At 61.5% G+C, this 23,887-nt stretch carries 23 protein-coding genes and 2 tRNA genes; 10 read left to right on the forward strand and 15 right to left on the reverse strand.

Annotation, left to right across the window (positions count from 1 at the left end; all coding sequences use genetic code 11):
- Positions 1–127: 127 nt before the first annotated feature.
- Together mtnC and mtnB are read right to left on the reverse strand one after the other, a co-directional pair.
- Positions 128–877, reverse strand: a complete 750-nt coding sequence (gene mtnC, locus FZZ90_RS12560; RefSeq protein ID WP_226426112.1) for an acireductone synthase — start codon at positions 875–877, stop codon at positions 128–130.
- Positions 874–1,494, reverse strand: coding sequence for a methylthioribulose 1-phosphate dehydratase (mtnB, locus tag FZZ90_RS12565; RefSeq protein WP_226426113.1), 621 nt, complete (start codon positions 1,492–1,494; stop codon positions 874–876). Before mtnB ends, mtnC begins: the two co-directional genes overlap by 4 nt.
- Positions 1,495–1,544: 50 nt before the next feature.
- On the opposite strand from mtnB, the gene mtnA reads away from it, so the two are divergent.
- Complete coding sequence (gene mtnA, locus FZZ90_RS12570; RefSeq protein WP_226426114.1) at positions 1,545–2,558, forward strand: S-methyl-5-thioribose-1-phosphate isomerase; 1,014 nt, start codon at positions 1,545–1,547, stop codon at positions 2,556–2,558.
- Here the strand turns inward: mtnA and FZZ90_RS12575 are convergent.
- Both FZZ90_RS12575 and FZZ90_RS12580 read right to left on the reverse strand, forming a co-directional pair.
- A complete protein-coding gene (locus tag FZZ90_RS12575) occupies positions 2,549–3,385 on the reverse strand; it encodes a DNA-formamidopyrimidine glycosylase (protein ID WP_226426115.1) in 837 nt (278 codons plus the stop codon). The two genes, mtnA and FZZ90_RS12575, sit on opposite strands and share 10 nt — an antisense overlap.
- Positions 3,386–3,390: 5 nt before the next feature.
- Positions 3,391–3,600, reverse strand: a complete 210-nt coding sequence (locus FZZ90_RS12580) for a photosystem I reaction center subunit IV (protein WP_006851563.1) — start codon at positions 3,598–3,600, stop codon at positions 3,391–3,393.
- A gap of 41 nt (positions 3,601–3,641) precedes the next feature.
- Between FZZ90_RS12580 and FZZ90_RS12585 the strand changes: the two genes are divergently transcribed.
- A complete protein-coding gene (locus FZZ90_RS12585) occupies positions 3,642–4,745 on the forward strand; it encodes a hypothetical protein (RefSeq protein WP_226426116.1) in 1,104 nt (367 codons plus the stop codon).
- Between the two features lie 69 nt (positions 4,746–4,814).
- On the forward strand, positions 4,815–6,275 hold the full coding sequence (locus FZZ90_RS12590) for an ATP-dependent DNA helicase RecQ (RefSeq protein WP_226426143.1): 1,461 nt from the start codon (positions 4,815–4,817) through the stop codon (positions 6,273–6,275).
- Positions 6,276–6,281: 6 nt separating this feature from the next.
- Here FZZ90_RS12590 and FZZ90_RS12595 read toward each other — a convergent pair whose 3' ends face one another.
- Both FZZ90_RS12595 and FZZ90_RS12600 read right to left on the reverse strand, forming a co-directional pair.
- A complete protein-coding gene (locus FZZ90_RS12595; RefSeq protein WP_226426117.1) occupies positions 6,282–7,307 on the reverse strand; it encodes a LysM peptidoglycan-binding domain-containing protein in 1,026 nt (341 codons plus the stop codon).
- Positions 7,308–7,406: 99 nt separating this feature from the next.
- Complete coding sequence (locus FZZ90_RS12600) at positions 7,407–8,786, reverse strand: aldehyde dehydrogenase family protein (protein WP_226426118.1); 1,380 nt, start codon at positions 8,784–8,786, stop codon at positions 7,407–7,409.
- A 54-nt stretch (positions 8,787–8,840) separates the two neighbouring features.
- Between FZZ90_RS12600 and FZZ90_RS12605 the strand changes: the two genes are divergently transcribed.
- Positions 8,841–10,493, forward strand: a complete 1,653-nt coding sequence (locus tag FZZ90_RS12605; RefSeq protein WP_226426119.1) for an alpha-amylase family protein — start codon at positions 8,841–8,843, stop codon at positions 10,491–10,493.
- Here the strand turns inward: FZZ90_RS12605 and FZZ90_RS12610 are convergent.
- Complete coding sequence (locus tag FZZ90_RS12610) at positions 10,490–10,849, reverse strand: hypothetical protein (protein WP_226426120.1); 360 nt, start codon at positions 10,847–10,849, stop codon at positions 10,490–10,492. The genes FZZ90_RS12605 and FZZ90_RS12610 overlap by 4 nt on opposite strands.
- Here FZZ90_RS12610 and FZZ90_RS12615 point away from each other — a divergent pair.
- Complete coding sequence (locus tag FZZ90_RS12615) at positions 10,844–11,005, forward strand: hypothetical protein (protein ID WP_226426121.1); 162 nt, start codon at positions 10,844–10,846, stop codon at positions 11,003–11,005. The genes FZZ90_RS12610 and FZZ90_RS12615 overlap by 6 nt on opposite strands.
- A gap of 120 nt (positions 11,006–11,125) precedes the next feature.
- Here FZZ90_RS12615 and FZZ90_RS12620 read toward each other — a convergent pair whose 3' ends face one another.
- The 4 genes from FZZ90_RS12620 to glpK are packed head-to-tail and all read right to left on the reverse strand — an operon-like array spanning position 11,126 to position 16,819.
- Positions 11,126–13,183 carry an ATP-binding protein gene (locus FZZ90_RS12620; protein ID WP_226426122.1) on the reverse strand — a complete coding sequence of 686 codons (2,058 nt, stop codon included), beginning with the start codon at positions 13,181–13,183 and terminating at the stop codon, positions 11,126–11,128.
- Positions 13,180–13,746, reverse strand: a complete 567-nt coding sequence (locus FZZ90_RS12625; RefSeq protein ID WP_226426123.1) for a response regulator transcription factor — start codon at positions 13,744–13,746, stop codon at positions 13,180–13,182. Before FZZ90_RS12625 ends, FZZ90_RS12620 begins: the two co-directional genes overlap by 4 nt.
- 45 nt (positions 13,747–13,791) lie before the next feature.
- Positions 13,792–15,321, reverse strand: a complete 1,530-nt coding sequence (locus tag FZZ90_RS12630) for a glycerol-3-phosphate dehydrogenase/oxidase (RefSeq protein ID WP_226426124.1) — start codon at positions 15,319–15,321, stop codon at positions 13,792–13,794.
- A complete protein-coding gene (glpK, locus tag FZZ90_RS12635) occupies positions 15,314–16,819 on the reverse strand; it encodes a glycerol kinase GlpK (RefSeq protein WP_226426125.1) in 1,506 nt (501 codons plus the stop codon). Before glpK ends, FZZ90_RS12630 begins: the two co-directional genes overlap by 8 nt.
- 60 nt (positions 16,820–16,879) lie before the next feature.
- Between glpK and FZZ90_RS12640 the strand changes: the two genes are divergently transcribed.
- The gene (locus tag FZZ90_RS12640; protein ID WP_226426126.1) at positions 16,880–18,352 is read left to right on the forward strand and encodes a glycoside hydrolase family 13 protein; all 1,473 of its coding nucleotides are present in this window, start codon (positions 16,880–16,882) and stop codon (positions 18,350–18,352) included.
- Here FZZ90_RS12640 and FZZ90_RS12645 read toward each other — a convergent pair.
- Positions 18,334–18,405 (reverse strand) — tRNA-Thr (locus FZZ90_RS12645). The two genes, FZZ90_RS12640 and FZZ90_RS12645, sit on opposite strands and share 19 nt — an antisense overlap.
- A 10-nt stretch (positions 18,406–18,415) precedes the next feature.
- A tRNA-Tyr gene (locus tag FZZ90_RS12650) sits at positions 18,416–18,497 on the reverse strand.
- Between the two features lie 84 nt (positions 18,498–18,581).
- Between FZZ90_RS12650 and aroQ the strand changes: the two genes are divergently transcribed.
- Both aroQ and FZZ90_RS12660 read left to right on the forward strand, forming a co-directional pair.
- Positions 18,582–19,022 (forward strand): type II 3-dehydroquinate dehydratase, encoded by a 441-nt coding sequence (gene aroQ, locus FZZ90_RS12655; protein WP_226426127.1) that lies wholly within the window; start codon positions 18,582–18,584, stop codon positions 19,020–19,022.
- Positions 19,019–19,666, forward strand: coding sequence for a tRNA-(ms[2]io[6]A)-hydroxylase (locus FZZ90_RS12660; protein WP_226426128.1), 648 nt, complete (start codon positions 19,019–19,021; stop codon positions 19,664–19,666). Before aroQ ends, FZZ90_RS12660 begins: the two co-directional genes overlap by 4 nt.
- Here the strand turns inward: FZZ90_RS12660 and FZZ90_RS12665 are convergent.
- Positions 19,654–21,330 carry a SulP family inorganic anion transporter gene (locus FZZ90_RS12665; RefSeq protein ID WP_226426129.1) on the reverse strand — a complete coding sequence of 559 codons (1,677 nt, stop codon included), beginning with the start codon at positions 21,328–21,330 and terminating at the stop codon, positions 19,654–19,656. The genes FZZ90_RS12660 and FZZ90_RS12665 overlap by 13 nt on opposite strands.
- A gap of 1 nt (position 21,331) precedes the next feature.
- Complete coding sequence (locus FZZ90_RS12670; RefSeq protein ID WP_226426130.1) at positions 21,332–21,742, reverse strand: vitamin K epoxide reductase; 411 nt, start codon at positions 21,740–21,742, stop codon at positions 21,332–21,334.
- A 116-nt stretch (positions 21,743–21,858) separates the two neighbouring features.
- Here FZZ90_RS12670 and FZZ90_RS12675 point away from each other — a divergent pair, with 116 nt between their 5' ends.
- Both FZZ90_RS12675 and hemB read left to right on the forward strand, forming a co-directional pair.
- A complete protein-coding gene (locus FZZ90_RS12675; protein ID WP_226426131.1) occupies positions 21,859–22,845 on the forward strand; it encodes a DnaJ C-terminal domain-containing protein in 987 nt (328 codons plus the stop codon).
- A gap of 39 nt (positions 22,846–22,884) precedes the next feature.
- Positions 22,885–23,886 (forward strand): porphobilinogen synthase, encoded by a 1,002-nt coding sequence (gene hemB, locus FZZ90_RS12680; protein ID WP_226426132.1) that lies wholly within the window; start codon positions 22,885–22,887, stop codon positions 23,884–23,886.
- Position 23,887: the final 1 nt, after the last annotated feature.

Genomic DNA, 23,887 nt, shown 5'->3' on the forward strand with positions numbered 1-23,887 from the left:
CCTGAGAAAATAGCTCGATGCCAGGTAAAACATTCTCTGAATAGGTTGATGATGCGCTGATTGCTGAAGCAGTCACCATCACCACCTGCGAAGAAGCCACCTCATCTTGAGGTGGCTTTTTTGTTGTCTATTGTTCTGCGGCGAGATAAGTGCTTGCTTCACGCAGCGATTCAATCACCATGTGATCCCTTGGGTTGCGGTCTGGGTTGCCGTCGCGAAGGCTGAAGAGGGTCTGCATTCCTGCCGAACGAGCGGCGTCGCATTCCGCTCCGTTGTCACTCACGAACCAAACGTTGTTTGGGGAAGTGTGCAGATGCTTTGCGATTGTTGTGTAGCTCTCGGTGGATTTTTTGGGTCCAGTGCGGGTGTCAAACCAGTGGCTGAAAAGGTTTTCAAGGTTGCCTGCAGGACTGTGCCTGTATAACAGTTGTTGTGCCTGAATGCTGCCCGATGAATACACCGAAAGTGCCCATCCTTGCTCATGCCATTGACGCAGGCATTCCGCCGTTTCTGGAAATAGTTGAGATTTGAGTTCTCCGTTTATGTAGCCGTATTCCCAGATTTTGCCTTGAATATCTTTGAGCGCTGTCGACTTTTTGTCGATGCTGATCAAGTGCTTGAGATATTGGATTAGCCCGTCACTCTCATTGATTTGCTGTTCGTCAATCTGCTTTTTTAGGCGCGAGCTTTCGGGGGACTGATCATTTTTCCACTCGGCTGTAGCTTCTTGGATTGCTTTGTTTTCAGTGCTTTTGTTCCAGTGCTTTTTGATGTAGCTGGTCAGTTCTTGCTTTGCGAAGGGGAACAAAATGTCGCTGACAAAGCTTACTGGGCATGTCGTTCCCTCAATGTCGAGCAGAAGATGTTGTTGATTCATGATTGATGTCCGATCTGCATTTGGGTCAATTTCACCTTCAAGAGGAACTCGAGGATTTCCAGGTGTCGTTTGCTCGCATCAAGGTCAGCGCCCCATGCGTAAAGGCCGTGCCCGGCCACAAGAAACCCGCATGGCGCCGTTTTCAAGCATGGGCCGACGGCATCGCCTAGCTCTTGCATCGACTGACTGTTACTGATGACAGGGATGTTGATGCAGCTTGCGTGCGTCGTGATGCCAACCAGGCCTTTCTGCATTTCCCAGCCCTCCAACACAACCCCTTCTTTGTTTTCGTAGTGGCGGGACAACACCGTCCCGGGGATGGAATGGGTGTGCAGCACAGCTCCCGCTTGGGTCGCTTCAACAATGCGGAGATGCAGCGCTGTTTCGGCACTGGCTTTTCCTTCGCCAGCTAAAACCTCGCCGCGCTCATCCACCACAATCAACCCACCGGGAGGCACCTGCCCTTTGTCCACACCACTGGGTGCCATGAGCAACTGCAGGGGCTGATGCTGCAGCACCACGCTGAAGTTCCCTCCGGTGCCATCGCACCAGCCGCGTAGGTGGATGTCCTGCATCACTTCGGTCAAGCGATCGCGCTGGGTTTGGCTTGCGGTCACATTCCGCTCATCCCTCCGTCTTCTATACAGGACTCAGAGGCCCTTCTGCATTGACGCTTCCCCCCAGTTGTTGCTGGACCGGTGATTGCTTGGAGTTGCTGGACCAGCGACAACTTCCCGATGTTGTTGCCTTCATGCGATTGCACGGATGGCAAGACGTTGCTGAGGCGATTACGTCCATGGCTGTACGTGGTGCCCCCGCCATTGGAATCGCGGCGGCTTGGGGGGTTGTGCTGGCTGCACGTTCCGGTGAAGACCTTCCTTCCGCCATCCGAGGCCTGCGTGCATCACGACCAACAGCCGTCAATCTCGGCTGGGCCCTCAATCGGATGCAGGCGGCCCTTGCTTCCTCCGGTTCGGTTGATGTTGACGCACTCGTTGGTGTTGCCGCTGCGCTTCATAACGAGGATCGCCTGCTGACCCAGCGGCTTGTGGATCACGGCGTTTCCTTGTTGGCTCAGGGCTGCCAGGTTTTGCACCATTGCCACACGGGTGCGATCGCGACGGGAGGTGTTGGAACCGCCCTCGGTGTGATCGCAGCCGCCCATACCCGTGGCCTTCTTCGCCATGCCTGGCTGGATGAAACGCGTCCCCGCTTGCAAGGGGCTGCTCTGTCTGCCTGGGAGTTGGGCTGTCTCGGGGTGCCCTGCACCGTGATTATCGATGGAGCCAGTGGATTGCTGATGCGCCGGGGTGAGGTGGACGCCGTGATGGTGGGCTGTGACCGTGTCGCTGCCAATGGGGATGTCGCTAACAAGATCGGTACTTACAACCTGGCGCTCGTAGCCCGAGCCCATGGCATCCCCTTTTACGTGTGCGCCCCCGGAAGCAGCATTGATTTGGCCACTCCCGACGGGGATGCCATCACCATCGAGGAACGCGATGCAGAAGAGATCACTCACGTTCGCTGTGTTTCAGTCGCTGCTCCTGGAGCCCAGGCCTGGAATCCTGCTTTCGACATCACCCCGGCTCATCTGGTGACGGGTTTCATCACCGAGTTCGGTGTGCTTCGTCCTCCCTATCGCGAGGTTCTCTCTGCGCTTCCGTTGCCCAATCAGCTTTGACAGGTCGGGCACCAGTGGGTGCTTCGGCCGGACAGCTTCTCCCGTCGAATTGGCGTGCCACAGCTGCGGCAGGGTTCTCCTCCACGCCGGTAAACCCAGGCCTGGCCGCCGTAGTTGCCATTCACCCCCTCAAGATCCCGGAAATCACTGAAGGTTGTTCCACCGGCTCCAATGCTGATGGTCAAAACATTGACCAAGGCATCGCGCAGCCTTCCCAGTTGTTCGAGTTTCAGCTGACCCGCCGGCGTGAAGGGGACGATGCCTGACGCGAACAGACATTCATCTGCGTAGATGTTGCCCGCTCCGGCCACCAAGGCTTGGTCCAACAGAGCTGTTTTGATTGGTCGGCTGCTGCCCTTGAGCTTCTGCTTCAGATAAGCGGCGGAGAAGTCTGGGCTGAAGGGTTCAGGGCCGAGTCGCGTTAAACCACTGATCACTGCCTGAACTGCCTGCCCAGGGGGAACCCACCACATTTCCCCGAAGCTGCGAACATCCACAAAGCGCAGTTCCTCCTCTTTGGTGTTCCAGATGCGAACACGGGTGTGCTTGCACGGTTCTGAAGGCTGCCCATGCCATTGGAATTGGCCAGTCATCCGCAGATGAACGCCCCAGACACCGCCATGGGGATTCAGTGCTGCCATGAGGTATTTGCCCCTGCGTTGCCACTCGCCCACCGTTTCGCCACAGAGACCGTGGACAAAGGCGTCAGGGCCTCCTGGGCTGGCTATGGCTCTCGGTCGGCAGACCTCAACCTGCGCAATTTTGAAGTCGACAAGACGGTCTGCCAGTCCCCGACGGACCGTCTCGACTTCAGGGAGTTCAGGCAATGGCCTCAGGCCGGCTCGAGTTCCGCTTCAGCGAAATTGTTGGTGTTGATGCCACCGTCAACGCCCTGCAGGCCGCTGTAATTGACTTTCTCGAAGCGAACGACAACGGGGTAGCGGATTCCCGAGGTGTCGATGGAGGCAACGGTGCCAACTTCGTTGAACCAGTAGGACTCTGGACGCTTGATGCGCACCTTGGCGCCGCGGGTGATCGCCATCGCTGGGCATAAGGAGATGCAACTGGAGCGTATCTCGTGAGATGGATGGTGATGACCGCTGCGTCACAGAATGTCGTCCCTTGATAGTTGGCGTCCTTTTGACCAGTTCCATCGCCCTTGATCCCGATCCGTCGCTGCTGCAACTGGACTTGCCGGATCCAGAGCAAGACGACATCAGCACGATGGAATTTCTGGCTCGCCTGGAACAGGCTTGGGCCGTCTGCGACCGCTTTGACCTCCAGACGGAGATCTGGCGTGGTCGCATCCTCCGTGCTGTGCGGGACAAGGAAAAGCGAGGTGGTGAAGGACGAGGTGCCGGATTTTTGCAGTGGCTGCGGGAGCAGGAAATCAGCAAGACCCGCGCCTATGGCTTGATTCAACTGGCGGAATCCGCCGACAGCATGCTCAGCGATGGCACCCTGGAGGAGAGCAGTGTGAATCAGTTCTCCAAGCGGGCCTTCATGGAAACCGCCCAGGCGGTTCCCGAAGTGCAGCTGATGATTTCTGAGGCTGCTAACGAGGGGCAGGAAATCACCCGCAAGCAGGTGCGCCGTCTCACCGATGAATTCACGGCGGCCACCAGTCCATTGCTGCCGGAAGAAATTCGTCAGCGCACCCAGGAAAACCTTCTGCCACCCCGTGCGGTGGCTCCTCTGGTGCGGGAATTGGCCAAGCTTCCTGAGCCCCAGCAGGAAGATCTGCGCAAGGTGCTCCGCGATGAGCCCGAACTCGACCGCATCAAGGACGTCACCAGCACAGCGCGTTGGATCACCAAGGCAACGGAGTCGGGTGTTGCTGTGCGTGCCTTTCAACAGGGTGAACTGGACCTCGACCGCGCTATGCAGGAAGCCCAGCGCCTGGATGCCCTTGGCCTGCTGGCTGATGCGATGGGCCAGGCCCAGGCCCTTGAGTCTGCGGTGCTGAAGCTGCACACCTCCTGGCGGCGCTTGGGGGGGCTTCAGGAGCGGCTTTGGGTTGAAAGCGGCAGCAGCACGCCTTACCTGCGCGATGTGTTGAACGCCTTGCAGACCCTCAGTGGCGCCACGATGCGGGTGTCGTTGGGAGAGCTCGCCGGTGGCAAACGGGTCCGGCTCCAGCTGGTGGAGGAGGCCCACGATCAATTGGATCCTCCGCCGCTGCCCTGACTCCAGATCTTGTGCTCGATAAGCTGAAGTCTCCACATCTGGTGTGTTCTGGCTTCGCTCGAGCGTGCACTGCAGACCCACTTCGGTTGGGATGGCTTCCGCCCTGGGCAACGGCCCGTGGTGGATGCCGTGCTGGCCGGCAGGGACGCGTTGGCGGTGCTGCCCACCGGTGGTGGCAAATCGCTCTGCTATCAGCTACCGGCCCTGGTGCGCGAAGGCCTGGTGGTGGTGATTTCACCGTTGGTGGCGCTGATGGAGGACCAGGTGATGGCCCTGCAGCGCCGGGGAATCGCTGCGGCCTGCCTGCATGCCGGACTGGATCCAGCCCGACGCCAGCACGCCTTGGAACAGCTGCGGGACGCGACCCTGCGTCTGCTTTACATCGCGCCGGAACGACTGCAGGGTGAGCAGATCCGGCTGATGCTGGAACGTCATGCCACAGAGGGGCGACTGGTGGCCATAGCGGTGGATGAGGCCCACTGCATCAGTGCCTGGGGGCATGACTTCCGCCCCGATTACCGCCGCCTGGGTCAGGTCCGCCGCCTCTGCCCGGGAGTGCCAATGCTGGCCCTCAGCGCGACGGCAGCCCCACGGGTGCGGGCCGACATCATTCGCCTACTGGATCTGCGTCGCCCGCTCGTGCAGGTGAGTTCGGCCCGCCGGGACAACCTCCAGTACACGATGCAGCGGCGCCCCAGGGACCCCATGCCGCAGGTGTTGGAGGCACTGGAGATGTCCCGTGGCGCCGCGCTGATCTATGCCCGCACCCGTCGTTCCGTGGAGCAGTGGGCGGAACGTCTCAGTGACCAAGGGGTTGCAGCAACGCCGTATCACGCTGGCTTGGATCCGGAGACCCGTCAGCAGGCCCTGAGGCTGTTCCTCGAGCACGAGCGGCCCGTCCTGGTGGCGACGGTGGCCTTCGGAATGGGGGTTGACCGAGGCGATGTGGGCCTCGTGCTTCACCTTGATCTGCCGGCCACCCCGGAGGGTTATCTGCAGGAGTCGGGCCGTGCCGGCAGAGACGGCAAGTCGGCCCATTGCCAGGTGCTTTTTTCGCCGGGTGATCGCACCAGCCTGGGCTGGGCCATGCAGGCCTCAGCCCGGGGCAGTGAGGCCCTTGAGGACCGCCGCCGATTGGACCTGGCGCAGCAGCAGCTGCGTCGCATGGAGGCTGTCGCGGAGGGTGAGATGTGCCGCGAACAGGCGTTGATGCTGGCGGTCGGCGAGTTGGTGGGTCCCTGTGGTCGCTGTGATCGCTGCAAGGACGCCCCCAAACGACGCGACTGGTCAGCCCAGGTGGAAACGCTCCTGGCCCATCTGGCCGAGCAGGACGGCACGGAGATGCGCCGCCTCGGAGAGCACCTGGCTCTGCATGAACCCGGACGCCACGACCGCTGGACTTGGTTGGCCCGTCGACTCGTGCAGGAGGAGTTGATTCAGGAAAGCAACGACGGTGCTCAGCGGCTTTATCTCCGTGAAAGCGGCCGGAGATTCCTGGATTCCCCCTGGCCGCTGGATTACGCCGCCTGATTTAGGTCAGGCCTTGATCTGACAGCGGTCCTTCACCAGGTCTTTTTCGAAGCGGTTCTTCGGAGCTTCCCAGGTTTTCCAGCTCCCATCGGCACCGGTCGCATTGATCTTCTTGGCGGAACAGTTCACAGCCAAATACAGGGCCTGTCCCTGGGCATTGAGGGTGGGCACCACTTGACTGCCACCCATGGCTTGCCAGTTGCCCCAGTCCACCTGGAGGGGGCCATAGGTACGCCAGTCAGCCGATTTGGCCAGGGTCTGCTGGGGCTTGGCGGCCTCGACCGGCTTGGCCTTCGCTATCGGTTTTTTGGCCTGAACGGGTTTGCTTTGCACCACCTTGATTTGTTCGGGCTTGGCCTTGGCTTGAACCCTTGGCTTCGCCGTCACAACCGGTGAGCTGGTGGTGGCGACCGGCTCCGTTTTTGCTTGCTGCGGTTGGGCGGTGATCGGTGCCTGGAAGGCGGGATCCGTCAGGTACAGACGCGTTCCCACCTCGACCTTGTTTGGGTCGGTTAGCTCGTTGATGCTGATCAGGCTGGCGACAGGCAGCTTGTAGGCCTTGGCGATCTGTGTGAGGGTCTGTCCTTTGGCAACGGTGTGTTCCGTGGCTCCTTGAATAGGGGTCACAGCAACCGGCTTGAAGGCAGGGCGCGGCAGGACTGCGTTATTGGGGAGTCGCAGGGTCTGACCGACCTCGACATGGTTGGCGTTACGCAGGTTGTTGAGGGCCATCAGGTCCCGACTGCTGACCCGGTACTGGCTAGCAATGCTGCTGAGGGTCTCACCGCTGTTGACGCGATGGCGGCCTGAGCCCGCTTTCACGGTGGGACCTGGCACTTGCAGGCGGCTTCCAGCTTCGACAAGGTCTGGGTTGCGGATCCCATTCATCCGCATCAGGGTGCCGACGCTGACGCCGTAGCGGTCAGCGATATCAGAGAGCGTCTCGCCGGATCGCACCGTCACTGAAGCAGCCGTGGCTGCCAACGGGAACCAAGCCGTCAGTAGCAGGGCGGCAAGAGCGGTACGGCGCATTTGTCTCCGGCAGATCCCCGCAAGATACGGTGCCTGACGTAAAGCGCCAGCCCTCCAGAGCAGTTGCTGCAGAAGGGATGTGGTGGCGATGAGTGCGCCTTATCCCGCCAGCCGCTTCAGCAGGTTGAGATCCACCTTGTAGGGCGGGTAGCGGAGCTTGAAATCAAACCGGAACGGGCGCTTCAGCACCGCCTTGTGGTGGCTGAACGTGTCGAAGCCGCTTTGGCCGTGGTAACTGCCCATTCCGCTGGCGCCGACGCCGCCGAAGGGCAGCTGGGGAACGCCGGCCTGCATCACCACATCGTTGAGGCAGACCCCACCTGAGCTTGTGGTGGTGAGCACCTGCTGCTGCTGGGTCTCATCCCCGCCGAAGAGGTAAAGCGCCAACGGTTTAGGCCCTTGGCGGATTTCCTGAAGGGTTGTTGTCAGATCGTCCAGTATCAGCACCGGCAGGAGGGGGCCGAACAGTTCCTCGGCCATCAGCGGATCAGTGCGGTCATCCACGCGGATCACGGTGGGGGCGATGCGCCGCTGCTCCCGGCTGATTTCTCCTCCAATCAGGATGCTGCCGTCCGCTCTGGCGGCCTCCAGAAGCTGCTCCAGCCGATTGAACTGGCGTTCATTGATGATCTGCCCAAGCTGATTCGAGTTGAGGGGATCGGCGCCATACATTTCGGTTCGGGCCTCCTCCATGGCCTTCAGCAGGGGTGAACGCAGTGCGAGTGGCACCAGCAGATGGTCTGGAGCGATGCAGGTCTGCCCGGCATTGATCCCTTTGCCCCAGATCAAGCGACGCGCCCCCACCGTGAGGTCGGCCCCTTCAAGAACGATGGCCGGACTTTTGCCACCCAGCTCCAGGGTTACCGGCGTGAGGTGTGCAGCGGCTCCCTCCAGCACTTTCCGTCCGATGCTGCCGCCACCGGTGAAAAAGATGTGGTCGAAAGGCATGGCCACCAGCGAGCCTGCCACGGATCCATCTCCCTGGACCACCTGCACCACGTCGGGCTCGAAGTGCTGAGGGATCAGCCGTGCGATCAGATCTGCGATGGCACTGGCGTGCTCCGAGGGCTTGAGCACGGCGGTGTTGCCAGCAGCCAAGGCACTGATCAAGGGCCGCAGCGTCAGTTGAAAGGGATAGTTCCAAGGTCCGATCACCAGAACGCACCCCAGTGGCTCCGGTACAACCTTGGCCTGGCCGGGGCGCAGTGAGAGGGGGACAGCCACGCGGCGTGGGCGCATCCAGCGCTCCAGCTGCCGGCCGGTGAGTTTGAGCTCCTGCCGCAGGGCTACCAGCTCAAAAAAGGCTTCGGTGGGTGGTTTGCCGAGGTCGGCGGCGAGGGCCTCGAGCACTTCCGATTCGTGCTTCTCCACCAGGGCGGAGAGCCGTTGCAATTGCTCTCGGCGCCAGGCCAGGGGACGGGTCAGCCCAGCCCCCACGAGCTCCTGCATCCGGCTCAGTTGCGTTTGGGTGAGGGCCACAGGGCTGACGATTGGGCCAGTCGGGTCTAGCAGTGGTGAATCTGCAACCGGGGGATGACCCCAGCGCTTCCGTGGTGGTCAGGGACGGTCATCTATCAGTTGATCGTTCGCAGCTATTCCGATGGGAATGGCGATGGCACCGGTGATTTCAAGGGGCTTGCGGCGCGGTTGCCGTATCTGCGTTGGCTGGGGGTCAACACCCTCTGGTTGACCCCGATTTATCCCTCTCCCCTGCGGGACGGGGGCTACGACATCACCGATTTCACCGGAATTCATCCGGATCTGGGGGATCTCTCCTCCTTCCATCGGTTCCTCACGGCGGCCCACAGCCAGGGCATGCGCGTGATTTTGGACCTGGTGCTTAACCACACCAGTGACCTGCATCCTTGGTTCCAGCGGGCCCGCTGGGCTCCTAAGGGCAGTTCGGAACGGGATGTTTACGTCTGGAGCGACGACCCCAAGCGCTACGCCGAGGCACCGGTTCTGTTCCGGCACTTTGAGGCGTCGAACTGGGAGTGGGATCCGGTCGCCGAGCAGTACTACCTGCACCGTTTCCTGCGTCATCAGCCTGATCTCAATTACGAGAACCCCTGGGTGCAGGACATGATGCTGGAGGTGGTCGACTTCTGGCTGGATCGTGGTGTCGACGGCTTCCGTCTGGATGCGGTTCCGTTCCTGTTCGAGTCAGAGGGCACCCGCTGCGAGGGGTTGCCGGAGACCCACTCTTTCCTCAAGCGATTGAGGGAGCGGGTGGATTCCCATGGTCGTGATGTGCTCTTGCTGGGAGAGGCGATTCAGCCGGTGGAGGAGGCCGCCCCTTACCTGGCGGATGACGAATTGCATGGAGCGTTCAACTTCGTGCTCACCGCCCATCTGTTCGCGGCCATTGCCAGTGGCCGCACCCAACAGCTCGGGGAGTGTCTGATGCAAGCCGAGCAGGCGGTGCGTGGTCCTCGCTGGGCCCTGCCCCTGCGCAATCACGATGAACTCTGGTTGGGGGATGGCCATCTCATCAGCGATGAAGTGATTCAGACCATCCGGGTGGGCCTACCCCAGGGGCAGGGGCACTGGTTGAACTGGGGCATTAACCGACGCCTGGCTCCTCTTCTCAATGGCGATCCACGCTCCAACCGGTTGCTGCACGGGCTCCTCTACAGCCTTCCGGGGATGCCCTGTCTGTATTACGGCGATGAACTGGGCATGGGCGACTGGCCCGGTCTGCGGGACCGAGATCCCAACCGCACGCCGATGGCCTGGACGCCGGCCCGTAACGGTGGCTTCTCCACTGCCCCCGATCCGCTGTTGGTGCTGCCACCGATCACCGCGCCTGGCTACGACTACCGCGTGGTGAATGTGGAGGTGCAGAAGCAGCTGCCGGGGTCGCTGCTGAATTGGCACCGGCGCATGCTCACCTGCCGCCGTCTGCTGCCAGCGCTGCGGCATGGAAGCTTCCGGTTGCTCCACAGCCCCCACCCCGGAGTGCTGGTGTATCTCCGCTGCACCGAGGCGATGACGGTGCTTGTGGCCGCCAATGTCACTGCTGCTGGAGCCTCGCTTGGTTTGGATCTCTCAGAGTGGTCTGGCAAGCGCACCCGTGAGGTGATGTGGGGTTGTGAATTCCCCCCCGCTGCAGCGGAGTGGTTTGTGAATCTTCCGCCTTATGGATTCAACTGGTGGTTGATCGGCGAGGTGGACGCTGAGGCTTAAGGCGACTGGAGCCGAATCGGCTGTTGCTGATGCTGAGTTAACAAGCCGGTTACGAGCTCCTTAATGACGGGCTGCCGGTGGAGGTCGCGATGCACCACCAGTCGCATCCTTTCAGGTTCGTCCCACAACGGGATGCTGACGATGGCATCACTGAGGCTCGGGGCCTTCTCCCCATAGGTGAGCCAGGCCTCGATCACCCGTTGTTCCAGCAAGGTTGCGAAGTGATCGGGCTTGCGGATGCGGGAGCTGCCAACGTTCCAGACCTGTGCGAGGTCTTGAGGCAGGGCGGTTTCAGGGCTGAAGGCCGCCTCCAGACGCAGACCCTGCACAAGTTTCAGTCGCGCCGTTTGATGCACGCCCCGCTCCAACTGCAGGAGTTGGCTGTCGCCCTCGATCTGCCAGAGGCCATCTCGCTTGAGCACGTCGACGTCAAAGGCCTTAGCGCATTTTCGCTGATTTCGGCTGACAGTGGTTTGGTGCTGGAGCGTCAGGGCCCCAACCGCATTGCCTGACTGAAGCCAGATCAACCCGTCGAGACAGCAAAGCTGATCGACCGAAACCATGCTGTTGACCAGAGCGCTCTGATCTTTCTCTGCAACGACGGCCCGGACAATCCCCAGTTCTGGGGGGGGTTAGCCCTGCCTGGGCAGGAGCAGCACCGCGCGGGTGCCACCGCTAGGGCTGATGCCCAGAGTGAGTTCTCCGTTGTGGCTGTCCATCGCAGAGCGCACGATGAACAGCCCCAGGCCGCTTCCGGAAGGCTTACTGCTGTAAAGCGGCACGTCACCGGGGTGGTCGTCAGGCAGTCCGGGACCGTTGTCGTCGACAACGATGGCCCAGTTCTGTTGCCGGCGTTCGAGCCGAATCACGATTTCCGGAGCTTCGGTTGCTGAAGGTTGAAGCAACAGGGCATCTACAGCATTTTTCACCAGATTGATCACGGCGATCTGGAGCTGGACGGCATCGCCATCCACCCAGGCGCCCTGATGACCCTTCAGCTCGGAAGGCAGCGCGGCGCTGATCCAGCTGCTGGCCTCGATCAGATTGGAGTTCACATACAACTGGACGCTGTTCAGCACGTCACGCAGGTCGAGCCGGGTCAGGTTGGTGTTCGCATTGCGGAGGATCGCCTTGATTTGATCGGTTGTTCGTGCGATGCGGCTGGATTGGTCGTCAAGGATCTGAAGGGCTTCCAGCAGCTCGACGGGATCATCGCCATTGGCACGCTGCCGAAGCTGATGCTGCAAACGCTGTGCCGTCAGGCGCAGGATGCTCAGGGGCTGATTGATTTCGTGGGCGATGGCCGCGGCTTCCAGGCTCACCTTCAGGCGCTGGTTCATCTGGGTCAGGGCCTGTTCATCCCGCAGGCGCTGTTTCTGAAACATCTGCGTGATCTGTTGCTCTTTGGCGGAGAGGTTCCGGGTGAGCTGATTGAAGGCGTTCACCATCGACTGAACCGCCATGTTCAGGTCCAACAACTCCTGGCCGCTTTTCTGGTCCAGCTCACAGCGGTATTGCAGGGTCTGAGGCTGGTCATCCCCCAGCAGGTTGATTTGCTGTTCTGTGGACCGGCTGGCTTGCCTTAGGGCGCTCAATGGCTGAAGAATCCTGTTGATCAGGCTGCGGTTCAACAGCAGGGTGAAGCCCAGCGCCAGCACGGCCGCTCCGATTTCCAGGGACAGGGTGCGGCTGCCTTGCGTCACCTCCTCGTTGGCACTGCTGGCGGTCAGCAGAACCCAGTTGAGTCCGTGGTCACCGCCCCATGGCGTTGACTGCAGCAGGAAAGCTTCTTCGTTGTGGCGCTGGAGTGCTGGTTGTGCTGAATCTCCGGGCTTCTGATGGATCCGGTGCAGCATCTCCGCCAGAGGGTGATCGAGCTCCCCGAGGCTGCTGCGCTCGTTGCTTCCTCCTGTCTTTGTGAGCGGAATACTGGGGTCTGAGCTGGCGATCAGACGTCCATCGGCTTCGATCAGCACAGCCAAGCCGCTGCGCTTCCCCCAGGCCTGGCTGAGCCAGGTGCTGAGTTGGTTGATCACCATGTCCACGCCGATCACCCCGAGCAATTGGCCATCACCGTCAAAGAGGGGGGTGTTGTACGAAACCGAATGAATGTCCGGCTGGTCTTCCCAGGCGTAGATGCTGCTCCAGGTCGGGCGTCCAGCATCAACGGTGTCGACGTACCAGGCTTCTTCATGGGTGGCACTCATGCCGGGGATGATCTCGGTTGGCTCGAGACGTTTTCCACGGGGTGAGAGGGAGAACACCGTCAATTGGCCCCGCCCCAGCCTTGTGCTGTCCTCGTAGAGCAAAACATCATCATCGGTGCCGCGTTCTAGGCCCAGGAAGGAACCATCTCGAGCGCCGTAATTGATGTAATCAACAGGGAAGGCTTTCAGCTGATGCCAGAACCGACGCCCCAGGGTGTCGAAGTTCTTCAACAGATCGGGCTGGGCATCAATGGCCGATGCGTTGAGGTCGTTGAGAAACATTGGGACGCGCAACTTGCCGCTCAGTTGCTCGCGAATTTGGGTGATCGAAAGATTTGTGCGGTGCGCTTCACTTTGCTGAATACCGCTGTTCCGCCCCAGGGTGTAAGTCACCAGGCTGAATGAACCCGCCACCAGGATGAGTTGCAGGCCGGTGGACCGGACCAACCGTTGCCCCAGGCTCAATGTGGAGTGCTGGCTCATGGGCGTGGGGTGATTTGACGCGTTAAAGATGCTTCGCGGATTAATTCAGCACCGCTGAGTTTCAATGCCTGGGCAATGGCCTTCCGGTGCGATTCGATCGTTGATGTGGCGCTATTCAACATGCGCGCGATCTCTTTGGTGCTCTTGCCGGCACCAATGAGATCGAAGATTTCGCTCTGGCGTGGTGTCAAACTTTGATGTGCTGGTTGCAGAATCCTGCTCAAGCTGTGATGCAGCGCATCGAATGAATCCCGCTTGTCGATCAAGGCATGGATTGATTCGCGCAGTTCACGCGAACTTTGGAAGTCTTCTGGTGCTCCTGTCAGAACAATGAGTTGAATGGAGGGATTGCTTTGGACAAGATGTTGTCCCAGTTCGCTGCCATCACCGTCTGGAAGATGCAGATCCAGGATGGCTAAATCCACCGGTATGTCTTTGTTGATCGCCACCGCTTGAGCGCACGATGTTGCCTTCGAGACGGTCGAGATCTCGGAGAAAGCGTCCACAATGGTTGCCAGCAGATCCAACAAAATTTGCTGATCTTCAACAACAAGGCAGTGCAAGGATTTCTCCACTGATGATGGAAAGCTAGGCCGCCTAGCGCGCATTTACACCGATTTCAGTTCGTTGTTCACCAGAGGGCTCAGCCGCTCTGCCTCGGCTGCATCGACCATCGCGAGCCGGCAACGACGGCTCAGCACATCATCGGCGCAGCTGGCGTGCTCCTTGCGGATGGCGTGCTGGATCTCAGCGCGGCAAATAGGGATCACACTGCTCAGTGGTTCGCGTGCCTCCATCGGGGCCTCAGCCACCACAGCCTCGGCGCGTAGGCCAAAGTTGTGCTGCAGATGCAGGATCTGGTGGGCTCGTTCGGGTGTGTCGGGCAGCAGGCCCTCGAGAGCCAAGGCTTGCTGCTGTAGTTCGGCGATGGTGTGGTCGGGGTTGGCGGCTGTCCCCAGCAGCGGCAGGCTTTGCGGCTTCGGCAGGAGTGCTGAAAGCTGCCGTTCCACCGCAGTCAGGGTGTCCTCAGCCATCGGTCGGCAGGTGGTCCACTTGCCCCCCATCACGCTCACCAGGCCGCAGGCCAGGGTTTCCACCTCGTGCTCCCGCACCACACGGCTGCTGTCCATGCCCTGGTCCGCGGGCTTCAGCAGCGGTCGTCCCCCCGCCCAACGGCTGCTCACCTTCGGATGCCCGAGTTGGGGAAACCAGTCATGCACGTAATTGAGCAGGTAGGTCTCCTCTTCCTCAGAGGGGGATGTGGCACTCTCCTTGGTGCAGGCCTCATCCGTCGTCCCCACCAGGGTGCGGCCGTGGAAGGGGAGCATGAACAGCACGCGTCCATCCGCAGTGGACGGCACCAGAAGCCCAAGGTTTTCCGGGCAGAGGTTCTGCTCCAGAACGATGTGGGCCCCACGGCTGGTGAGCATCCGTGGAGGGGCATCAGCCTGCGCCATTTGCCGGATCTCATCAGCGCGAATGCCCGTGGCATTCACAAACGCCGAGGCGCACCAACGTTCCCGTTGGCCCTTGGCGGATTCACTGATGGCGGCCTTGATCTGGCCTGTGCCATCGGTTTCCAGCTCCACCACCCGGCAACGGGTGCGCAGGGTTGCACCCTGCTGCTCTGCAGTGAGAGCCAGCAGAAGGTTCAGGCGTGCATCGTCGAATTGCCCATCGCTGTAGGCCACACCGCCTTGACACCCCTTCAGCAGAGGTAGGGCCTGACGCATTTGCTTCTGGGATAGCAGTCGGCTGTGGCCGATGCTCCGCTGACCGGCCAGGGCGTCATACATCCCCAGCCCAAGTCGGTAGTAGGCCTGTCCCCAGAGCTGTTGCGTGGGCAGGGCTAGCTCGAGTCGTCGGGCCAGGAACGGCGCCTGGGCCAACCAGTGGCTCCGCTCGAGCAGGGCTTCCCGCACCAGCCTCAGCTGGGCCAGATCCAGGGTCTTGAAGGCCAGCTCCAGGTAGCGGACTCCGCCATGGAGCAGCTTCGTGCTGCGGCAACTGGTGCCACCGCCGATGTCTCCGGCCTCGAGCAGGGCCACGCTCAGCCCCCGTCGTGTTGCCTCATAGGCCACGCTGGCACCGCTGGCACCAGCCCCGATGACCAGCAGGTCCACCTGGTGATCAGCCATGCCACCCCAGGCTTCTGGTCACGGCGTCCTGCCAGCGTGCGCGCCAGCGGCTGCGCTGGGATTCGTCCATCTGTGGCTGAAATCGTTCCGCGCCGTCACTCCGCGCGGTCGCGAGATGTTCCAGGTTGCTGATCACCCCCGCTTGAAGGCCTGCGAACAGTGCTACGCCCCGGGCGGTGCTCTCGAGGCTGGCGGGCCGCCGGACCGTCAGACCTGTGCAATCCGCCTGTGCCTGCAAGAGGGGATCGGAGGCAGCGGCGCCACCATCCACGGCGAGTTCTCCCAGGCTCGTGCCGAGGGCCTGCTCGGCAAGCTCCACCAACGTCGCCACCGACAGGGCGATTCCTTCCAGAGCCGCACGGGCGATGTGACCGCGCCCACTGTCACGGGTGAGGCCCACCAGAACACCGCGAGCCTGGGGATCCCAGTGCGGTGTCCCCCAGCCGGTGAAGGCGGGCACGAGCATCACACCTCCCGAATCCGGCACAGAACGCGCCAGGTCGTTGACCTGAGGGGCTTGATCAATGATCTGCAGCCCATCCCGCAGCCACTGGATCACGGTGCCGGCGTTGAACAGACTTCCCTCAAGGCAGAAGCTGGGTGTTCCGGCGGCATCGGTCCAGCCGAGGGTGCTGAGCAGCCCCGCATCCGAGCGGCGGATGACGTCGCCGGTGTTGATCACCAGAAAGGCCCCCGTCCCGTAGGTGCACTTTCCTTCCCCGGGTTGCAGGCACAGCTGGCCAAGGGTGGCGGCCTGTTGGTCGCCAAGCATCGCCTGGATCGGTAGGCCTGCAAAAGGCAGATCCGATCCAATGTGCCCGAACTCCCCGCGGCAGGGCAGTAGCTCCGGCAGAGCGTTGGCGGGTAGCCCTGTCGGGGTTCGGAAGTCATCCACCCAGCGCTGCTGCTCCAGATCCATCAACAGCGTTCGGCTGGCATTGCTCATGTCGCTGCCGTGGCGCTGGCCACCCGTGAGCTGCCAGAGCAGCCAGCTCTCCACCGTTCCGAAACAGAGGTCATCGCTGGCCGCGGCGGATTGGGCGTCGTCGTAGTGATCGAGCATCCAGCGGATCTTGCTGGCACTGAAATAGGGGTCGAGCAGCAAGCCCGTGCGTCGGCGCCACTCCTGCTCAAGACCCTGCTGCTTCCAGGCCTCGCAGATGGCGGCGGTGCGGCCGTCCTGCCAGACGAGGGCTGGTCCGCAGGGGAGGCCGCTGCTGCGTCGCCAGAGCACGGTGGTCTCCCGTTGGTTGGTGATGCCGCAGCTCACCACCGCCTTGCGCTGCCCATCGCTGAGCTGCGAATCGAGCTGCACCAGGGCCTGCCGCTGGCTGGTCCAAATCGCCATCGGGTCCTGTTCCACCCATCCATCCGCGGGGTAGGAAATCGGCAGCGGTGCACTGGCGCTGATCACGAGATCCCCCGAGCTACTGAACAGCGCTGCCCTGGAGCTGCTGGTGCCCTGATCGAGGGCCAGAAGAAGAGGCTGTTCAGCCATGGCCAATGTCTTTCTCTCCTGCTAGCCAGGAGATGGCTGACTGCAAAGGTTTTGAGAGCGATGACTCCGTTTCGAGACCCACCCGCTTGGGTTGCCGATGCGGTGCTCTATCAAATCTTTCCCGACCGTTTCCGGCGGAGTGGACGGGTCGATGCGCAGCGCTATCTCGCCCTCAAGCCATGGGGGGCGGACCCTCGCGAGGAAGGATTCCAGGGCGGGGATCTCTACGGCGTCATCGATGCTCTTGATGGGCTTCAAGCGATGGGCATCACCTGCCTCTATCTCACGCCGATCTTCAGTTCAGCCGCCAACCATCGCTATCACGCCTACGACTACTTCGAGGTTGATCCTCTGTTGGGGGGCAACGCAGCCCTAACGAAGCTCATCGAAGCTGTGCATCAGCGCGGCATGAAGGTGGTTCTGGATGGTGTGTTCAACCATTGTGGCCGCGGCTTTTGGGCCTTTCATCACCTGGTGGAGAACGGTGCGGATTCGCCGTACCGGGATTGGTTCCATGTGCACCGCTTGCCCCTCCAGCCCTATCCCGCTGAAGGCGAGGACTGCGGCTACGACGGCTGGTGGGCACTGCCTGATCTGCCTAAGTTCAACCATGCCAATCCAGGGGTGCGGGAGCACCTGCTGGCGGTTGGCCGTCACTGGCTCGAACAGGGGATTGATGGCTGGCGTCTCGACGTCCCCGCCGAGGTCCCGGCCGACTTCTGGGTGGAGTTTCGGCAGATGGTCCGCTCCACCAACCCGGAGGCCTGGATTGTTGGAGAGGTGTGGGGTGATGCAACCACCTGGCTGCAGGGGGACCACTTCGATGGCGTGATGAATTACCGGCTGGGCTGGAGCAGCATTTGCTGGGCCGCTGGTGAGGCGCTGCGGCGGGACTACCGCAATTCCGAATACCCCCTCGACCCCCTGGATGGTCAGGATCTGTTGACCATTTGGACGACAACAACGGGTTCCTATCGGGAGGTGGTGAACAGAGCCCAGATGAACCTGCTCGATAGCCATGACGTGCCCCGGGCACTTCACAGCCTCAACAACGACTTGGCGGCCCTGAAGTTGGCCCTACTGCTGCTCTTTCTCCACCCGGGAGCGCCCTGCATTTACTACGGGACCGAAGCTGCTCTGGCGGGTGGCCCTGAACCGGGCCCCTCCAGCGGTCCTGGACCGGCCTGCCGTGAGGCCTATCCCTGGGATGTCCCTTGGCCCGCTGATCTGCGCCCTTTCATTCAGTCCCTCGCAGAACTCCGCTGTGCCCATAGGGTCTTGCGCAGGGATGGTCTGCGCTGGTCAGCCCAAGGGGCGGACGTGCTTGAGGGCATTGCGGATGGCCTACGGGTCGTGATCAACCGCAGTCGCTCAAACCATGTGCCCCTAAAGATCGAGCCGGGATATTCCTGTGTTTGGAGGCTGGGAACTGTCGACAGCCAAGGTGTTGGACCTCAATCGGCGGCTGTTCTGGGGTCGAAACCCCTCTCCCCTGGTGCCGAGGGGAGGAAGGAAGCCCTTGTCGAGACTTGAACTCGAGACCTCTCCCTTACCAAGGGAGTGCTCTACCGCTGAGCTACAAGGGCATGTGGAGGATGGGCCGGGTTGGATTTGAACCAACGTAGGCAGAGCCAGCGGATTTACAGTCCGCCCCCATTAACCACTCGGGCACCGACCCGAACCACACCGCAAGAACTTACCAGTCGGTGTGTCCTTCTCCATGATCTCGATACGATCTGCCGAGCTGAACCGATCCCCAGCCATGCACATTCTGCTGCTGAACGGTCCGAATCTGAACCTGTTGGGCCAGCGTGAGCCGGGGATCTATGGCCATTCCTCTCTGGCCGACATCGAAGCGGCGCTGACCCGGGAGGCGGAACAGGAATCTGTGCAGCTGGACTGTTTTCAGAGCAATTTCGAAGGTGCCCTCGTGGACCGGATTCACCAGGCCATGGGCCGATGCGATGGGATCTTGATCAACGCCGGGGCCTACACCCACACGTCCATCGCCATCCGTGATGCACTGGCTGGCGTCGCGATCCCCTACGTGGAATTGCATCTCAGCAACACCCATGCCAGGGAAAAGTTCCGCCATCACTCGTTTCTGGCTGAGCGCGCTGTAGGTGTGATCTGCGGCTTCGGACCCGCCAGTTACAGCCTTGCCTTCAAAGGATTGCTCAGCCACCTCAGGCCGAACGCATGACTCTCACCGTTCCTTCGAAAACGGTGGCCTCGATCCGCTGGTTGGCTGCGCCCACCAGTTGTAGCTGGGTGGAGCAGGCCAATGCCCGGCCGATGCAGGTGCTGATCGATCACGCCCACTGCGAACGCAAGGCTGCCGGGGCTGCTGTGCAAATGATGTTTCGCTATCTCTGCGAACCGGGTCTGGGCGAAGCCCTCAGCCCTCTGGCGAGGGAAGAACTGGAGCACTTCGAGAAAGTTCTTGCTCTGATCAAGGCGCGGGGGCGCTACTTGGAACCGCTGCCTTCCCCGGGCTATGGCGCTGATCTCGCCCGGCAGATCCGTAAAGGTGAGCCGCAAAGAATGCTCGACTCCTTCCTTGTGGCCGGTCTGATCGAAGCCCGCAGCCATGAGCGCATGGCTCTTCTGGCCGAGCACAGTCCGGATCCCCAGTTGAGGGCGCTTTACAGCGATCTGCTGGCGAGTGAAGCCCGCCACTTCGGCTTGTATTGGGTGCTGTGTGAGCAGCGCTATCCGCGGGAGCTGATCGTCGAGCGCCTCGAAGTGCTGGCCCGGGCTGAAGTGAAGGCGCTGGCAGGGGAGTTGGCACGCCCTGAAGATGTGCGGATGCATTCCTGCGGGGTGGACGCCAGTCAGATCAGCTGAGCGGCCTCCTGCAAGGCATCCAGCCTGGAATGCCGGAGCACACCCTCCACACCGAATTGCCGCAGCCGTTGTTCAAGGCCCTGATTTGCACCGGCGATGAACAGAGTGCGGCCCGCTGATTGTGCTTCCTCCACCATGCGTTCAATCGCCAGGGTTGCTGTGACCCCGATGCGAGGCACGTCGGTGAGGTCAAGGATCAGCACGCTGTAGCTCTGGATCAACCCCATCCGGGCACTGATCCCCTTGGCGGCGCCAAAACTCAGAGGGCCGCGCAGACGGAATAGCATCAAGGCCTTGCCGCAGCGGAGGATCAGGTCTTCCTCCTCCGGGGAGAGATTGGCGTGCCGTGCCTCCGTGGCATCGGAAGGGTTGTCCTGCTCCATCCCCTCCAGTTGAGACCGCGTGATCGAATCAACGGTCAACAGGTTGGCTACGAACATCCCCACCAGAACGCCCCAGATCAGGTCCCAGAACACTGTCATCAAAAGCACCGCGTACATCAGCGCGGCCGTTTTCGCTGACAGGCGATGGGCGCGGAGGAGAAAGCCCCAGTCGATGATGTCGAGGCCGACTTTGATCAGGATTCCCGCCAGCAGCGCTGTGGGGATCTGTGCTGCCAGAGGACCCGCCCCCAGCAGCACGAGCAGCAGCACCAGGGAATGGGTCATGCCCGACCAGGGCGTCTGACCACCGGATTTGATGTTGATCACCGTTCGCATGGTGGCTCCGGCACCGGGAAGACCGGAGAGAAACCCGGCCGCGGTGTTGGCGATGCCCTGGCCGATTAGTTCACGGTTGGAGTCGTGATTGGTCTGGGTGATGTTGTCGGCCACCAGGGAGGTGAGCAATGAGTCGATGGCCCCGAGCAGGGCGAGAACCATGCCGGCTTTCACCAGCTCCGGCAGGTGTTGGCTGAAATCGGGAAACACCAGTTGCAAGCCGCCTTCCGGGATTGCACCGATCCGGGCGATGGGTTCAAGGCCCAGTTCCAGCAGCCGGTTGTCGTTGAACAGCACCAGCGACAACGGCGTCACGATCAGCAGGGCCAGCAGTGGTGTTGGCACCCACTGACGGATGCGCAGGGGGGTCAAGAACACCACGGCGAGTGTCATCAATCCAACGGCGAGCGCTGCTGGGTTCCAGCTGGGTGCCTCGATCAGCGAACTCAGGGACCCGACTACGCCGCCCCGGGTGCTCACCCCGATGAAGGGCCCGAGTTGCAGTACCAAGATGATGAAACCGATCCCCGACATGAAGCCGGAGACCACTGAATAGGGCACCAGGGTGATGAAGCGCCCCAGCCGCAGCACCCCGAGCAGGGCTTCAAAGAAACCACCGATAACCACAGCGGCCATCACCAACGGCAGCATTTCCCCGGCATTGAGATCTCGACTGATGCCAATGGCGGCCAGGCTCGAGACGATCCCCGCCACGGTGACGCTCATCGGTCCGGTGGGTCCGCTCACCTGAGCGGGAGTTCCCCCAAGCAGGGCCGCCAGGAATCCGGTGACGATTGCTCCATACAGGCCGTAGATGGCGCCGCCCGGCCCCAGGGCGGCATTGCCGAAGGCCAGGGCGAGGGGCAGGGCGACAACGGCTGCCGTTAATCCTCCGAGGAGGTCGCCTCGGATGTTGCGCTGATGCAGACCGTGAATCAGTGCCATCTCAGTTCAGGCCACTCCAGCGGCTCAGGACTTCCAAAGACTGAACTCCAACTTTTCGGCGTCCATCGGGAAGAACCCAGGTGGGGTAGGCCCGGATCTCTGCGGCGTTGCAGGCTTCGGCTTGCTCCGGCAGCTGCTTCGGCTTGCGGCACTCCACGTAGGTCACGTCCGCTCCTGCCTGTTTGCCGAAAAGGTTCATCTGCTTGAAGCAGGCCGGGCAGGTCCAAGCGCCGTAAAACTTGGCCCCAATCGCCTTCAGATGCTGCGTCAGTTCAAGGGCCTGGAGGCTGGAGTCGCGTAGGGGCTCTCCGATCGTGCTGGTCCAGGGACCTGCCGATACCGGTAGGCCACCGACAGCTCCGCCAGCTGCGACCAGCACGGTTGCCAGCAGAGATGAAGCCGTGCTCCTCATGCTGATCCAGCGGTTGGTCTGAAGCTAGGTCGCATTGGTGCGTTCGGGCTTCCCTCCATGCGGAAGTAACCACGCAAGCCCTGTTGCGGCGAGACTGTTATCACCACTGAATGGGTATGGCAGGCAGCGGATACAAGGACTATTTCCAGGTGCTCGGTGTCGATCGCAGTGCCGATGCCACTGCCATCAAGAAAGCCTTTCGCAGCCTGGCGCGCCAATACCACCCTGACGTCAACCCCGGTGATGCCCAGGCTGAAGCGCGGTTCAAGGAGATCAGTGAGGCCTACGAAGTGCTCTCCGATCCTGAGAAACGGCGTCGTTATGAGCAGTTCGGCCAGTACTGGAATCAGGCCGGCGGCATGGGCGGGGGAGCAGCTCCTGGCATGGATGTTGACTTCGGTCGCTACGGCAATTTCGATGATTTCATCAACGACCTGTTGGGCCGTTTCGGTGGACCGGCTGGCGGCGGTTTTCAGGGGGGAGGTTTCCCTGGGGGTGGATTCCCCGGCGGTGGATTCGCAGGAGGCGGTTTCCCCCGTGGTGCCCAGGCTTCACGCGCTCCGGTGAATCTGGATGCCGAAGCTTCGGTGAATGTGACCTTCGCGGAGGCCTTCCGCGGTGGCGAACGCAGCCTCTCGGTCAATAACGAGCGCGTTCAGGTGCGTATCCCTGCCGGGGTGAAGAACGGCTCGCGTCTGCGTTTGAAGGGCAAGGGCAACCTGCAACCGGGAACCGGACGGCGGGGCGACCTCTACCTCAACCTCAAGGTTCAGGAGCACCCGATCTGGCGCCTGGAGTCGGATCAGCTGCGGGCCGATCTGCCCGTCAGCCTTGATGAACTGGCTCTTGGAGGCATGGTCTCGGTGATGACGCCCGATGGTGATGCCCAGGTGAGCATTCCGGCCGGCACCGCCCCGGGCCGCAGCCTGCGGCTGAAGGGCAAAGGCTGGCCGTCGAAGACCGGTCGCGGTGATCTCCTACTCACGCTGACGCTGGCCATGCCGCCCTCATGGAGTGAGGAGGAGCGTCGCTTGCTCGAGCAGTTGCGTGCCAAGCGCACGGACCATCCACGTCAAGAGTGGCTTCGTTCGGCGGCCCTCTGATCGGGTGACCCTTACGATCACACCTTGTGTTTGGGTCTGATGGAGCTCACCTACCGCCCCCGTCGTCTTCGGCGTACGCCCGCCCTACGCGCCATGGTGCGTGAGCACAGCCTCTCGGCTGCAGACTTCATCTATCCCCTCTTTGTGCATGAAGGCGCTGAGGTGGAGCCGATCGGTGCCATGCCTGGTGCTAGCCGTTGGAGCTTGGCAGCCCTTACCGGCGAAGTGCAGCGCGCTTACGACCTGGGGGTGCGTTGCATCGTTCTCTTCCCGAAGGTGTCTGAGGGGCTGAAGACCGAAGACGGGGCTGAATGCTTCAACGCCAATGGCCTGATTCCTCGGGCAATCCGTCAGATTAAGGAAGCCATTCCTGAGATGGCGATCATGACCGACGTCGCCCTGGATCCCTACTCCTGCGATGGTCATGACGGGATCGTCAGTCAGGACGGCGTGGTCCTCAACGACGAGACGATTGAACTGCTTTGCAAGCAGGCCGTTGTGCAGGCTGAAGCGGGCGCTGATCTGATCGGCCCAAGCGACATGATGGACGGCCGGGTCGGCGCCATCCGGGAAGCCCTCGACGATGAAGGCTTCGAACATGTGGGCATCATCAGCTACACGGCGAAGTACTCCTCCGCGTACTACGGACCCTTCCGCGAGGCCCTCGACTCCGCCCCGCGTGCCGCCGGCAGCAAGCCGATCCCCAAAAACAAAGACACCTATCAGATGGATCCCGCCAATGCTCGGGAAGCCATTACCGAGGCCCAGCTCGATGAGCAGGAGGGCGCCGACATCATGATGGTGAAGCCTGGTTTGGCTTATCTCGATATCATTCACCGTCTGCGCGAGGAGTCGGAACTCCCCATCGCTGCCTACAACGTGAGTGGTGAGTATTCGATGGTGAAGGCCGCGGCGGAGAGGGGCTGGATCGATGAAAAGGCTGTCGTGCTGGAGACCTTGCTGAGCTTCAAGCGCGCCGGTGCCGATCTGATCCTCACGTACCACGCCTGCGATGCAGCGGCCTGGTTGAAGGAGGCCTGAT

Origin of the sequence: Synechococcus sp. MU1617 (genome assembly GCF_020514235.1) — a bacterium.
Lineage (GTDB): Bacteria > Cyanobacteriota > Cyanobacteriia > PCC-6307 > Cyanobiaceae > Parasynechococcus.

Coding starts and splice junctions, on each gene's coding strand:
- mtnC (WP_226426112.1), bottom strand. CDS start 877: ATGAATCAACAACATCTTCTGCTCGACATTGAGGGAACGACATGCCCA.
- FZZ90_RS12580 (WP_006851563.1), bottom strand. CDS start 3,600: ATGGCGATCACCCGCGGCGCCAAGGTGCGCATCAAGCGTCCAGAGTCC.
- FZZ90_RS12585 (WP_226426116.1), top strand. CDS start 3,642: ATGGATGGTGATGACCGCTGCGTCACAGAATGTCGTCCCTTGATAGTT.
- FZZ90_RS12595 (WP_226426117.1), bottom strand. CDS start 7,307: ATGCGCCGTACCGCTCTTGCCGCCCTGCTACTGACGGCTTGGTTCCCG.
- FZZ90_RS12605 (WP_226426119.1), top strand. CDS start 8,841: ATGACCCCAGCGCTTCCGTGGTGGTCAGGGACGGTCATCTATCAGTTG.
- FZZ90_RS12615 (WP_226426121.1), top strand. CDS start 10,844: ATGCACGCCCCGCTCCAACTGCAGGAGTTGGCTGTCGCCCTCGATCTG.
- FZZ90_RS12620 (WP_226426122.1), bottom strand. CDS start 13,183: ATGAGCCAGCACTCCACATTGAGCCTGGGGCAACGGTTGGTCCGGTCC.
- FZZ90_RS12630 (WP_226426124.1), bottom strand. CDS start 15,321: ATGGCTGATCACCAGGTGGACCTGCTGGTCATCGGGGCTGGTGCCAGC.
- glpK (WP_226426125.1), bottom strand. CDS start 16,819: ATGGCTGAACAGCCTCTTCTTCTGGCCCTCGATCAGGGCACCAGCAGC.
- FZZ90_RS12640 (WP_226426126.1), top strand. CDS start 16,880: ATGACTCCGTTTCGAGACCCACCCGCTTGGGTTGCCGATGCGGTGCTC.
- aroQ (WP_226426127.1), top strand. CDS start 18,582: ATGCACATTCTGCTGCTGAACGGTCCGAATCTGAACCTGTTGGGCCAG.
- FZZ90_RS12660 (WP_226426128.1), top strand. CDS start 19,019: ATGACTCTCACCGTTCCTTCGAAAACGGTGGCCTCGATCCGCTGGTTG.
- FZZ90_RS12665 (WP_226426129.1), bottom strand. CDS start 21,330: ATGGCACTGATTCACGGTCTGCATCAGCGCAACATCCGAGGCGACCTC.
- FZZ90_RS12670 (WP_226426130.1), bottom strand. CDS start 21,742: ATGAGGAGCACGGCTTCATCTCTGCTGGCAACCGTGCTGGTCGCAGCT.
- FZZ90_RS12675 (WP_226426131.1), top strand. CDS start 21,859: ATGGCAGGCAGCGGATACAAGGACTATTTCCAGGTGCTCGGTGTCGAT.
- hemB (WP_226426132.1), top strand. CDS start 22,885: ATGGAGCTCACCTACCGCCCCCGTCGTCTTCGGCGTACGCCCGCCCTA.